The sequence below is a fragment of the Chryseobacterium sp. ISL-6 genome (assembly GCF_018613715.1).
GTDB lineage: Bacteria > Bacteroidota > Bacteroidia > Flavobacteriales > Weeksellaceae > Chryseobacterium > Chryseobacterium paludis.
This window is the reverse complement of sequence record NZ_JAGGPT010000001.1, coordinates 1,023,829-1,036,441: the sequence shown is the minus strand read 5'-3', so window position 1 is coordinate 1,036,441 and position 12,613 is coordinate 1,023,829. Positions and strand designations below refer to the sequence as shown.

At 35.4% G+C, this 12,613-nt stretch carries 10 protein-coding genes; 8 read left to right on the top strand and 2 right to left on the bottom strand.

What is annotated here, in order from left to right; translation table 11 throughout:
• Window positions 1-217: 217 nt before the first annotated feature.
• Together J7E44_RS04560 and J7E44_RS04555 are read left to right on the top strand one after the other, a co-directional pair.
• Window positions 218-787, top strand: a complete 570-nt coding sequence (locus tag J7E44_RS04560; protein ID WP_214826019.1) for a Crp/Fnr family transcriptional regulator — start codon at window positions 218-220, stop codon at window positions 785-787.
• Between the two features lie 78 nt (window positions 788-865).
• Entirely contained in the window at window positions 866-1,744 is an 879-nt protein-coding gene (locus tag J7E44_RS04555) for an NAD(P)H-binding protein (RefSeq protein WP_214826018.1), read from the top strand.
• Between the two features lie 332 nt (window positions 1,745-2,076).
• On the opposite strand, the gene J7E44_RS04550 is transcribed toward J7E44_RS04555, so the two are convergent.
• Both J7E44_RS04550 and J7E44_RS04545 read right to left on the bottom strand, forming a co-directional pair.
• On the bottom strand, window positions 2,077-2,400 hold the full coding sequence (locus tag J7E44_RS04550) for a nuclear transport factor 2 family protein (RefSeq protein WP_214826017.1): 324 nt from the start codon (window positions 2,398-2,400) through the stop codon (window positions 2,077-2,079).
• 21 nt (window positions 2,401-2,421) lie between these two features.
• A complete protein-coding gene (locus J7E44_RS04545) occupies window positions 2,422-3,213 on the bottom strand; it encodes an SDR family oxidoreductase (protein WP_214826015.1) in 792 nt (263 codons plus the stop codon).
• A 127-nt stretch (window positions 3,214-3,340) separates the two neighbouring features.
• Here J7E44_RS04545 and J7E44_RS04540 point away from each other — a divergent pair, with 127 nt between their 5' ends.
• From J7E44_RS04540 to xylA, 6 genes are all read left to right on the top strand, one after another.
• Window positions 3,341-3,724 carry a winged helix-turn-helix transcriptional regulator gene (locus J7E44_RS04540; protein WP_214826013.1) on the top strand — a complete coding sequence of 128 codons (384 nt, stop codon included), beginning with the start codon at window positions 3,341-3,343 and terminating at the stop codon, window positions 3,722-3,724.
• Between the two features lie 331 nt (window positions 3,725-4,055).
• Entirely contained in the window at window positions 4,056-4,802 is a 747-nt protein-coding gene (locus J7E44_RS04535; protein WP_214826011.1) for a M17 family peptidase N-terminal domain-containing protein, read from the top strand.
• Window positions 4,803-5,695: 893 nt separating this feature from the next.
• Window positions 5,696-7,408, top strand: a complete 1,713-nt coding sequence (locus J7E44_RS04530; RefSeq protein ID WP_214826009.1) for an RICIN domain-containing protein — start codon at window positions 5,696-5,698, stop codon at window positions 7,406-7,408.
• Window positions 7,409-8,927: 1,519 nt separating this feature from the next.
• Complete coding sequence (locus J7E44_RS04525) at window positions 8,928-9,653, top strand: NUDIX hydrolase (protein WP_214826007.1); 726 nt, start codon at window positions 8,928-8,930, stop codon at window positions 9,651-9,653.
• A 22-nt stretch (window positions 9,654-9,675) separates the two neighbouring features.
• A complete protein-coding gene (locus J7E44_RS04520) occupies window positions 9,676-11,160 on the top strand; it encodes a xylulokinase (RefSeq protein ID WP_214826006.1) in 1,485 nt (494 codons plus the stop codon).
• Between the two features lie 108 nt (window positions 11,161-11,268).
• Window positions 11,269-12,597 (top strand): xylose isomerase, encoded by a 1,329-nt coding sequence (gene xylA / locus J7E44_RS04515; RefSeq protein WP_214826004.1) that lies wholly within the window; start codon window positions 11,269-11,271, stop codon window positions 12,595-12,597.
• Window positions 12,598-12,613: the final 16 nt, after the last annotated feature.

Sequence of the window (12,613 nt, the reverse complement as noted above, 5' to 3'; positions counted from 1 at the left end):
AAAATCTTAAGTTTTTAGAAAAAATATTTTTCAATGACTCTACAATTAGTGTTGAGTTATCTGCATTTTCTACAACAAGGATTGTAAAATCAAAAAACGATCATAATAAATTTTAAAGCCGTGGTAGAAATAAATTTATGAAAGTTATAAATAAGATTGATACAATGTGAAAATTTGACAGTTATCTGCTATTTTTATAAAACCTAAAACATTTAAAGTGTATAGACAATTAGAAAAATATTTTAAATCAAGAACTGAAATTGACGATAAGACACTTTCTTATATCTTTTCATATTTCAAATCTAAAAAGACCAAAAGAAACGAGTTTCTGTTGGAAGAAGGCGAAATCTGTAAACATTTCTATTTTGTAAACAAAGGTTGCATACGACTTTTTAGCGTTAATAAAGAAGGAGAGGAAGCCACAAGATATTTTCATTTTGAAGATGCTTTTGGAACTGCGCTGTCAAGCTTAATCAATCAAAAACCTTCATTCGAATTTATGCAGACTATCGAACCTTCGGAATTGTTAGTTATAAATCGTGACGACTACTTTCATTTGGTCAAGACGGTTCCACAGTTTGGCTTTATTTACAGACAAATTCTAGAATTAGCCTATATAAAATCCCAAGAACGTATTTATTGTTTTCAAGGTTTAGAAGCAATAGAAAAAGTTCGTTGGGTTTTGACAGATCAAACAAAATTGTTGACAAGACTATCAAACAAAATTGTTGCATCTTACTTAGGGCTTACCCCTCAAACATTAAGTAGATTAAAATCAAAGATTTGAAAATGTGAACATAGGACAATGTTTACAAAATATACTCTTATCATCTTTGTACTTCACTAAACAATTAAAAGTTCAATTATGATTTTAGTAACAACGCCAACAGGTAATACAGGTTCAATGATTCTGCAACAATTGGTAGAGGGGGAACAAGAGGTTAGAATTTTTGTTAGAGATCCTAAAAAAATATCAGCTGACATTTTAGAAAAAGTAGAAGTTGCCACAGGTTCTTTGCTAAATGAATATGAATTCACAAAAGCATTGCAAGGTTGTGATACCCTCTATTTTTGTGTGCCCCAGAGTAATACCCAAGAAGATGTAAATATTTATTATGAAAGCTTTGCAAAAGTGGCTTCACAAGCAATTAAAAATGCAGGTACAAAAAGAGTTGTTTATTTATCAGGCGGCGGTAAAGAAAGTAATTTGCAGGCAGGTCTTATAACAGCGTTACACAAAGGCGAAGATATAGTCAGCCAATCCGGAGCATCAGTAAGAGCATTACGTTGCCCGGTATTTTTTGAAACCCTTTTGTATCAGATTGCTTCTCTAAAAAAATCAGGAACGTTTTTCTTACCTATTGACGGAAATTACAAATCATCGCAAATAGCAGTAAAAGACATTGCATCAAAAGCAGTAGAATTTTTAATAGACAAAACCTGGGCAGGCGTTGAGGGATTTACGGTTCACGGTCCGGCAGATATAAGCTACAATGAGATTGCTCTACAAATGAGTGAATTAACGGAAAAGCCTATTCGTTTTCAACAAGTTTCAAAAGAGGACTATATAGAAGCACTATTGGTAGAACATCATACGAGTGAAGCTTTTGCAATCTCTTTAACAGAAATGTTGACAGCAATTGGCAATGGCCTTTATGACACGGAACCGAGAACAGAAGAAAGCACAACAAGAACAACCATTAGAGAGTGGTTAAAAGAAAATTTAGTTAGTAAAATCAAATAAAGCTAAAAACAGAAACAAGTGAAATGGCATTACTTACTTGGCTTTGGATTTTTATAATCACAATCATTTTAGTTCCTGTTATGGGAATATTGTTGGATTTTTGTAAAAATACAAAATAAAAAGAACCTCCAGGAAATAAAATGGCATTTTAACAAGGGTTTTGCAATATTGGGAGAAGAAATTTTAAATTTGAACGAATGGTTCTTGAATGTCTCAATATTGCACCCCAAAAAAACGTTACTAATAGAATATCTAAATCTCAAAAAACGATAAAAATCGCTTTCAAAAAATGGTTTGCCATTCTAAAAAACGGCTAAATTTTTAGCCGTTTTTTATCCAGTAATTTTCAATGACTGTATCAATTCATCAGCTATTTCTAAATGATAACTCAACACAATAGGGCTTCCGTTAAATTTTCCTGAAGCTTCTGCTTTCAAAACGCTTCCCGTTTCTGTTTCTTCAAAGCTTACGGGCTGCATTGTAGCTTGGTATCGCTCGTTGGCATCCGCAATCCAATGTTCTATCTCTTTTCGTCCTTTGTACGTTTTACCTTCATCATAAACTACGGCTGTTTCGGAAAAACAATTTGCATAAGCAACGCTATCAAAGTTGTTTTGTGTTTTTACTAAATCTGATACTACTTTCGGTAAGTTCATTATTATTTATTTTTGAGGTTATTAAATCGTGGGTATGGTTCCACCGTCAATGACAAAATTTGTTCCTGTTAAATAATGGGCTCTTGGTGAAACAAGAAAACCAACTAATTCAGCTACTTCTTCCGGTTCGGCAGGTCTGCCATAAGGTATTCCACCAAGTGCATCCACAACATCTTGTTGAGCCTCCTCAATGGAAATATTAGAGTTTTGGGCAATCGTTTCCAGCCATACTTTGGTATTTTCTGTCCTAATCCATCCTGGTGAAACAGTAAGTACACGAACACCTTTTGGCGTAACTTCATTTGATAAACTTTTACTGTAATTGATTAATCCTGCTTTTGCAGCTGCATAAGGCAAAGTAGAATCATACAAAGGGAGCTTACCCTGTATTGATGCAATGTGAATAATAACACCGTTTTTTCGATCGATCATTTGGGGTAAAAATCCCTTGTCAAGCCTTACAGGAGCAAGTAAATTTGCTTGTAGGGTTGAAATCCAATCCTCATCATTCAATGCTGAAAAGCCACCGGCAGGCGTTGATGATGCACCAAGGTTATTTACCAGGATATCCAACCTCCCATAGGTTGATAGTACTTCGCTGACTACTTTTTGCGCGCCTTCTGACTTACTTAAATCGGAGGGAATGAAATGCAACTTGCTGCTTTCTTTGTCCGGTGCGTTTCTTGCAGTAACAACAACTGTTGCACCAGCTTGTAAAAGCCTTTCTGCAATTGCTTTTCCGGCTCCTTTCGTACCTCCTGTTACTAAGGCAATCTTACCTGATAACTCATTGTTGAAATTAAATTGTTCCATTTTTAGAATTGTTTATAGAACAAAATTGGGGTATAAAAACAGTTTGCACAAGTACGGAATTACGATTCACATAGGGATAAATTATTCCCCTATTGTACAAATTCGAACATACGTTTAAATTTACAATATGTATGAGAGAAAAATAATACCGAACCTGAACTGCGGTCTTGATCTGATAGGTGAAGTCCTTTACGGCAAATGGAAAATACGTCTGCTTTGGTTTATTGATCAAGGGCATAAAAGACCTAGTGAATTGCAACGTAAGATACCGGATGCCACAAGAAGGGTTTTAAATATTCAGTTAAAAGAATTGGAAGATCACGAATTGATTACAAAGAAAATTTATCCGGTTGTACCTCCAAAAGTAGAATATAGTTTAACAGAATTTGGTAAAAGTTTGATTCCTGTGATTGGTGTTTTAGGCCAATGGGCGGATCAGCATGAGGATCGGTTAAGAATGTTGATTATAAAAAGAATTCAGGGATCATCTGATATAGAAAATTTCAGCTAGGTTAATCTCAAAAAACGATCAGAGGGATATCGAAATAATATAATGAATTTTAAATCAGCGGCAGAATTAGCTTTACGAAAGTATATAAATCAGATTGACCCAATACGTAAATTTGAAGTTATTGGCAATTATAAAACGAACCGCAAAATGAAATGACAAAGACGGATCGTTTATCGATTCAAGGATTGTCCTTCAGTTTTAAATGAATAAAAAAATATTAGTTATCTCACATCAATGCCGGGTTTCAGTTCTAAAACTATCTTTGAATAGCATAAAACAAAATTATAATCAGCCAATACAAACTGTTAAAAAACTTGAAAACATAAATATTATGAAAAATACCCAAAGAAATACCATTAGCAAATCATTATTAATTGCAGGATTAGCATTTTCAACCCTAACATTTGCACAAACGAATACAACTAGGGCTAATGTGTCTGCAAAAACCACAGCCATTGGAACATCCAAAAATTGGGGCTCAGTTGACGGAATTTCAATGATAGGATTGGTTCAGGGGCCATCTTCCGCCAATGCTCAGCTTCAGGTTGCCTGTGTTTTCGAATATACAGATAACGACATCCACAGTGCTCAGGCTTTGCCAGCAAACTTAAATGGTTTGGTACATTTGGATGAAGCTCTGAAAGGCGAATTCACGAAAATAAGACAATCAGGTCAGTTTAATGGACATGCTTTGGAAACATTATTGATTACGCCTCCTGTAGGTTCTATGTCAGCGAAAAAACTATTGTTAATTGGTTTGGGAGATCGTAACAATTTCACTCCGGAATTGATGACTTCAGTAGCAGAGGTTGCGACAAGGGAAGCTTTGAGATTAGATGTGACCAACTTTGCCTTTGCCAGTGACTTAAAAGATGCAGGAATTGATTCTCCAACAGCTCTGGTAGCCGGAAACGTGGTTAAAGGTATTGTTTTGGCCAATCGTTCGGAGATCTATTTAAGAGAGCATAACCTTTCCAAAACAAAAAAACTGGAAAAAGTATATCTCTTGGCAGGTCCATCTTTCTTTGAAGTTGCAGGTGGTGGAATTAAGGATGCGATTGAGCTAATAAAGAAATAATATTAAAAAAATCAGTGAAAAAATGGATTGTTAATTGGTTATCAATTTAAATATAAAAAATGGTGTCCTTATCTTTAAGTGACGCCATTTTTATATGCATTTTCTATTAGGGTGAAGACTGAACACAAGTTGGGAAAGTTCTGCAGTTATGATTCTTTGCAAAGAGGTTTTAGCAGATTAGGGCATGAATTTCTACGACTTCAAAAATGTGATAATGCTTACAAATATTCAGTTCAGCAACATTGTTTTTCTCTAAAAGTTAGTAAGTTTATGACAGTTGTGGTGAAACACCACTCCAATATAGGAAACAAATGCTCCTTACTTCATTTATTATATCAATATCTGTAAACTTTACATATCTACACATTACATCTTGACTTGAAGATGAATATTATAAAATTTCATTTTTTTTGCGAGTTTTTTTTGAGCTAATGAATAAAATTTTAGCAAAGTAAATAGTTATTTCATCTTTTTGTGATTAACATCTTAATGAAATTTATGATAAGATCCTTTTATTTTCCCCGCTATATAAAGTATTGTGACTATCTATTAATTATTTTATTTATGATATGAGTTTTTTGTGTTAATTTTTAATAAAACATTGTTTTATATTTAATAATTTACATATTTTTATAATAAACTAATAATTGTTATTAATGAAAATTCGAATTTTCACAATCTCATGCTTACGTGTATTTTTTAGTATGCCTCCCAAGAAATTGGTGCGGTATAAGGACGTTAATTCCTCTATCCAGAATTTTCTAAGTCTGGTAATTACAACAATCCAATTAAGATTAAATTTCACATATCTGTCTAACATTCCTGCGCACGATTGGAGTCGGGCATCGATGGTAAAAAAAATAAATTATGAATCACCCTTAAATATTTAAATTATGAGAACAAACAAAATGTGGTTACTTCTGGTTTTTCTGTTAACCATTCTTTCCAACTGCTCCAGGATGGAAGAAAAAACTTTACCAGAAGAATCTGAAAGAAACCTAAGAGCCAATGCATCTGCATTGGCAGTGACACCATCCCTGCATGTCGGTGGCAGGAACCTCAAGGATCCCTGCGGCAATAATGTTGTCTTACATGGGGTTGCCATAACACCCAGTCCCTGGTTCAATGGCTGTCAATATGGCGCCAATTCTGGTTACTGTACCTGGGACAATTACAATGTACAAGGAGCTTTGAATTATAACAAAGCAGTCATTGACAAGCTCAGCAGCACCGCTGATGGCTGGTATCTCAATTATATTCGCCTCCATATCGATCCTTATTGGACCAATGATCCCGGCCCATCTATCCCAGAGAACGATATCTCAAGATTCAATTATAACCGCTTGGTAACTTATACGAATCAGGTGATTATCCCACTGATCGACCATGCCCGGAGCCGAGGAATGTATGTCATCCTACGCCCACCGGGTGTATGTCCAAATCGCATTGCTGTAAACGATGCCTATCATAGTTACCTTAAAACCGTATGGACATTTTTGTCGCAACATCCGGGCTTAAAAAATGCTGACAATGTGATGTTTGAGTTGGCCAATGAACCTGTTGAAATCCTTGGCACAAATGGGGTATGGGGTACCACAGGAAACGAACATTTTGCGGCGCTTAAAAATTTCTTCCAGCCATTGGTCAATATCATTCGTAACAATGGTGCAAATAATGTCTGCTGGATACCAGGCACGGGATGGCAATCGCATTACCAAGGTTACGTTACCAATCCAATCACAGGCGGTAATATTGGCTATGCCGTTCATATCTACCCAGGTTACTGGGGTGGTGTCAACAATTATCAGTCCTTTCAAAATGGCTGGAATACCAATGTTAAACCGATTGCAGACATTGCTCCGATCGCCATTACCGAAACCGACTGGGCGCCTCAGGGATATGGTACATTCGGTATTGGCACAACCGGTACGGCAGGCGGAAACGGATTTGGTGCGAATCTAAAATATATCGCGGATCAATCAGGCAATGTGAGTTGGAACCTCCTTGCCCCGGATGACCTGCTCCACAAGGGCGACCCTAATGCTGGAACGGCCTTTAGTAACAATTGGGAAGCCTGCGCTGCCCCAAGCAAACAGTGGTTTCAACAATATGCGGCCTCCAACTATCCTGTTGCAAATTGCAATGCAACTAGTCTGGTTAATAATGGTATTTACGAGATCGAGTTTCAGACCGACGCCAATAAAGTACTTGATCTAAAATCAGGAGAGGATACCAATGGCGCAGTGTTAAGACCATGGACGAGGAATGGTGCTGCAGCGCAGCAGTGGATAGCCATTGATGCAGGCAATGGCTACTGGCGCTTTGTGTCTAAAGCCAGCGCAACAAATCGCTGTATTGATCTAGCCAGTAATAGCAATACACTGGGAACTTCAATCCGGCTCTGGCAGAACTATGGTAATGATGCGCAGGCCTGGCAGGTAGTGGCTGTAGCTAATGGCTACTACAAAATTCTATCAAAGGTAGATGCTACTCGTGGCTGGGATGTGCCCGACTGTACCATGGATGGGAATTCGAACTTGCGACTTTGGGATTATTATGGTACATCCTGTCAATTGTTCAAGTTCAAATTCATAGCGATGAACTAGGCCTTTTAAGAATATTGCTTAAATAGTACTGTTCGTACTTGATCTATTTTTGAAAAATACCAATCTGGTAAGTATTATTAAAGTAAATAAAAATGGCGTCACTTGTCTTAAGTGGCGCCATTTGGTTGTTTGTAACCAAGACGTAATTATCTTCAAACACTTTGATAGATGATTTGCCCAATATTTTCATTAGTTTCCAGGTTTTTTATTAGCTTCCTGTTGTTTGGAAAGCTTTACTTGAGAATTTATAAAAACTATGTTATTGTCTTTCCGAGCCTTTCTGTTTAGAAGGGCTTCTTTTTTATAAAAAAATCCCCGGCTGTGGCCGGGGATCAAACTATAACCATGAGACTCAATCAAAAATGAGTTTTATTTTTTCCTGAAGGCTTTTCAGGCATATCCGTCCGCTGAGTAAGGATTGTTTTAATAAGTGATAATTGGAGGATTAGGTTTTTCTATGGATTGATAATGGGTGGGTAACAGTAAATAACATTGCGTTATTCCTTAATTCTTGTCATTCATCTTCCCAATAGTTACTCGTTTTTTTTGGTTTCCCCTTAATCCAATTACTGTTTTGATTACTCATATTTAATCCAATTCTTTTTGTAAATCTTTAATTTTACAAATATCTAATCTTTCCTAAAATAGTTCCAAAAATAAACAGTTTTATTGTTAATTCAATTTACTAAATGAGCGTAAATATAAAAAAAAATAGAGTAATTACAAGAGTACAACTTCCCATTTTCTCAATATAGGAAACAAAAAGAATATTTAATGAAACACACTTGAGGACTTACTCTAAAGCATCAGTGTATTGAAAACACTTCACATTGTTTGTATTGATGAAACTGTGACCATTTAATTTTAAATGTCTAAGTTATTGAGAGGGCTTTTGATCAATAGCCATACTATTGCTTGTGATTCGAATGAAAAATAATATTGAATAGGTACAAGACCAGGCTAATGTTAGAAAGACTTACTCTTAATCATATTATTAATTATGAACTTTCTTAAGCTTATCAACTAAAAATGTTTAGAAAATCATTTACAATATAAAAATCATTGACGAGACTTTTCTCATACATTATGTGGTGTATTTTAGTCTAAAAAACAATTAATTTTTTAAGTTGAATTTCCTTTTTTTATAATTATACGGAGTCTTGTATGCAGAAATGGTAAAATAAAATCGTTTTTATTGTCACTTTTTAGTATTTAAAAGTGTTGATTTTACACTTTTTTTAAAAAAAATAATCTGCCCTTTTCCAAAACTCTTATCATAATAAAAACTAAAAAAATAACCTAAGAATTTTTGTAATAGCAATTTATAATTATTTGTTTTTGTATGCTTTGGAATCTTAATAGGTGTAAATTTAATGATAACCTTATCATATTTTTTACGGTATTCTTATCATTAAAAATCGATATGTAATATGTTGATAAGCAATGCTTAGTGCAATTTTTATTTTTTTTATTCGACTGAATTTTTATATTTGTGATGTTACGTAAATGTTAACAATTAATGAGCCCAAACTTTATTCATACTTATGTTTCTGTTGATTGTGTTGTTTTCGGATTCGATTACGATAACCGACTCAACATTTTATTGGTTCAACGCCATATTGCTGAACTTCCTTTGGAAAGACAGAAAAAATTACCAGGGAGCCTGATATTTAGTGATGAAGATGTTGATGATGCAGCACAAAGAGTTCTACATGAATTAACAGGGATTAAAAAAATGGTACTTAAGCAGTTCAAATGCTTTGCAGATCCTTTACGTGCGAGCAGTAAGGATGATATAAGTTGGATGAACAAAGAATATAAATATGACATAGACAGGATAATCACCGTAGCATATTTATCTCTTTGCAAAATAGATCATAAAATAAACAGCACAAAATATAGTACAGTAGACTGGCATCCAATAGATGAGGTACCATCGCTGCCGTTTGATCATAATAAAATTATCAGCGAATCATTGATAGAAATCAGAAAATGGATAGAATCCGACTTTTCTATTATTTTTGAATTGCTGCCCAAGAAATTTACGATAAGACAGCTCTATCAACTGTATAGTGCTTTAAGTGAAAAACAGATTGATATTAAGAATTTTCATAAAAAGATTTCATCCTTCAGTTATATCATACCTCTTGAAGAGATAGAGACCAATGTTTCCCATCGGGCGGCAAGATATTACAGGTTTGATGCTAAAGTGTACAAGAAAAATAACAGTAGACTAATAAAATAATACCAATACCTTTTTTTGAATTATGTATTTACTAGGATATGACATTGGCAGTTCTTCCGTAAAAGTTTGTCTCATTGAGGCATCCAGTGGAAAGATTATTGCATCAGACTTTTCTCCAAAAAAGGAGATGAAAATTATAGCTGTCAATCCGGGTTGGGCTGAACAGAATCCTTCGGATTGGTGGTTAAATTTGAAATTAGCCCACGAAGCTGTAATGCATGAATCCGGAATCAATGCAGAAGATATAAAAGGAATTGGGATTACCTGGCAAATGCATGGTTTGATTTTAGTAGATAAGGATCAAAATCTTTTGCGACCTTCTATTATTTGGTGTGATAGCCGTGCCGTTCCATACGGGGAGAAGGCATTCAAAGAAATAGGCGAAGAAAAATGCCTGTCACATCTTTTGAATTCACCAGGAAACTTTACCGCTTCAAAATTAGCCTGGGTGAAGGAAAATGAACCTGAAATTTTTGATAAAATTGATAAAATTATGCTTCCCGGAGATTATATCGCAATGAGACTTTCCAATCACATTGGAATAACAATCGAAGGTCTTTCTGAAGGAGTTTTCTGGGATTTTAAAAATCATTGCATTTCTGAAGATATAATTAACTATTATGGTATTCCAAAAAGCTTTTTTCCAGAAATTGTACCAACATTTGGTATTCAGGCAACAGTGTCTAAAGAGGCAGCTCGGGAATTAGGTCTAAAAGAAGGTACACCAATTTCATATAGGGCGGGAGATCAACCCAACAATGCCCTTTCCCTGAATGTTTTCAATCCGGGAGAAATTGCTTCTACAGCAGGAACTTCAGGTGTCGTTTATGGCGTTCTTGATCAGCTTGAGTACGATAGGTTATCCAGGGTTAATACATTTGCTCATGTTAATTATACAGCTGAGCAAATCAGACTAGGTGTTTTGCTTTGTATTAATGGAACGGGAATTTTAAATTCCTGGTTGAAACATAACTTTGCGACTTCCCTTTCTTCTTATGGAGACATGAATGACATGGCTTCCCTTTCACCAATTGGCTCAAAAGGGCTAAGCATCATTCCTTTTGGAAACGGTGCAGAGAGAGTTTTGGAAAATAAAGATACAAGTTGTTCGATTCATGGAATTAATTTCAATATACACACAAAAGGAGATATTCTGCGTGCAGCGCAGGAAGGTATTGTATTTTCTTATGAGTACGGAATGGATATCATGAGACATATTGGAATGGATATTCAGGTAATCCGTGCAGGGAATGCAAATATGTTTTTGAGTTCAATTTTTCGTCAGTCACTTTCCAGTATCAGTAATGCGGTCATTGAGCTTTATGACACCGATGGAGCTGTTGGGGCTGCAAGAGCTGCAGGAATGGGAATAAATTTTTATTCAGATTCTAAAGAAGCGTTTTATTCACTTGAGAGAATAGCAGTGATAGAACCTGAACATGAAAAACAAGAACAATATTTTGAAGCTTATGCCAGATGGAAAAGTCATCTTAACGAAATAATCTAGACACTTACACCAGAGCCTTATAAGGTAGGTACTCACTGAGTCTTTCTAATCAGTGAGAAGAGAATCCTTACGCCAAATTTAAAACAAATAAAAAATAATCAAATAAATATGAACACTTTAACAGAAACAAAAGAATTTTTTAAAGGTATCGAAAAGATAAAATTTGAAGGAAAAGAAAGTCGAAATCCGCTTGCATTCCGATATTATGATGAAGACAAAATAATCATGGGAAAACCTATGAAAGAATGGACACGCTTTGCAATGGCCTGGTGGCATACTTTATGTGCAAATGGAAGTGATCCGTTTGGAGGACCGACAATTCATCACCCTTGGGACATGGGAGATGATACCCTTACAAGGGCTATGAAAAAAATGGATGCTGGCTTTGAATTTATGTCTAAAATGGGATTCAACTACTATTGTTTTCACGATATTGATTTAGTAGATCCTGCCAACAACTGGAAAGACTATGAAAAAAACCTTCAGGCCATTGTGGAATACGCAAAAGAAAAACAAAAAGAAACTGGAATTAAACTTTTATGGGGAACAGCTAATGTTTTTACACATGAAAGATATATGAATGGTGCATCTACCAATCCAAATTTTGATGTGGTAGCTTGCGCGGGAACTCAGGTTAAAAATTCTATCGATGCAACCATTGCATTAGGCGGAGAAAATTATGTTTTTTGGGGTGGGAGAGAAGGATATATGAGTCTCTTAAACACGGATATGAAGCGTGAAAAAGATCATTTAGCGCGTTTTCTTTCAATGTCAAGAGATTATGCCCGTCAGCAAGGTTTTAAAGGAACTTTTTTAATTGAACCAAAACCGATGGAACCTACCAAGCATCAGTACGATTACGATTCTGAAACAGTAATTGGCTTTTTAAGACATTATGGATTGGATAAAGATTTTAAATTAAATATTGAAGTTAACCACGCAACCCTTGCCGGACATACTTTTGAGCACGAGCTTCAGGTTGCAGTAGATGCTGGACTTTTAGGAAGCATCGATGCCAACCGAGGAGATTATCAAAATGGGTGGGATACTGATCAGTTCCCAATTGATTATTATGATATGGTTCAGGCTTGGTTGGTACTTCTTCCTGCAGGAGGACTGGGAAATGGCGGGGTAAATTTTGATGCTAAAATCAGAAGAAATTCTACAGATGCTGAAGATTTATTCATCTCCCATATTTCAGGAATGGATGTTTTTGCCAAAGGACTTTTGGCAGCAGCTGACATTCTTGAGAATTCAGATTATAACAAATTACGTACGAATCGTTATTCTTCTTTTGATAATGGAAATGGAAAGGCTTTTGAAAATGGCTCTCTTACATTGGAAGACCTTCAGAGAATTGCCCATGAAATAGGTGAACCTCAAGCAAAAAGTGGAAAACAGGAGTTGTTTGAAGCCATTGTAAATATGCATATATAATACATAATAAAAGGCT

Coding starts and splice junctions, on each gene's coding strand:
- J7E44_RS04555 (WP_214826018.1), top strand. CDS start 866: ATGATTTTAGTAACAACGCCAACAGGTAATACAGGTTCAATGATTCTG.
- J7E44_RS04550 (WP_214826017.1), bottom strand. CDS start 2,400: ATGAACTTACCGAAAGTAGTATCAGATTTAGTAAAAACACAAAACAAC.
- J7E44_RS04545 (WP_214826015.1), bottom strand. CDS start 3,213: ATGGAACAATTTAATTTCAACAATGAGTTATCAGGTAAGATTGCCTTA.
- J7E44_RS04540 (WP_214826013.1), top strand. CDS start 3,341: ATGTATGAGAGAAAAATAATACCGAACCTGAACTGCGGTCTTGATCTG.
- J7E44_RS04535 (WP_214826011.1), top strand. CDS start 4,056: ATGAAAAATACCCAAAGAAATACCATTAGCAAATCATTATTAATTGCA.
- J7E44_RS04530 (WP_214826009.1), top strand. CDS start 5,696: ATGAGAACAAACAAAATGTGGTTACTTCTGGTTTTTCTGTTAACCATT.
- J7E44_RS04525 (WP_214826007.1), top strand. CDS start 8,928: ATGAGCCCAAACTTTATTCATACTTATGTTTCTGTTGATTGTGTTGTT.
- J7E44_RS04520 (WP_214826006.1), top strand. CDS start 9,676: ATGTATTTACTAGGATATGACATTGGCAGTTCTTCCGTAAAAGTTTGT.
- xylA (WP_214826004.1), top strand. CDS start 11,269: ATGAACACTTTAACAGAAACAAAAGAATTTTTTAAAGGTATCGAAAAG.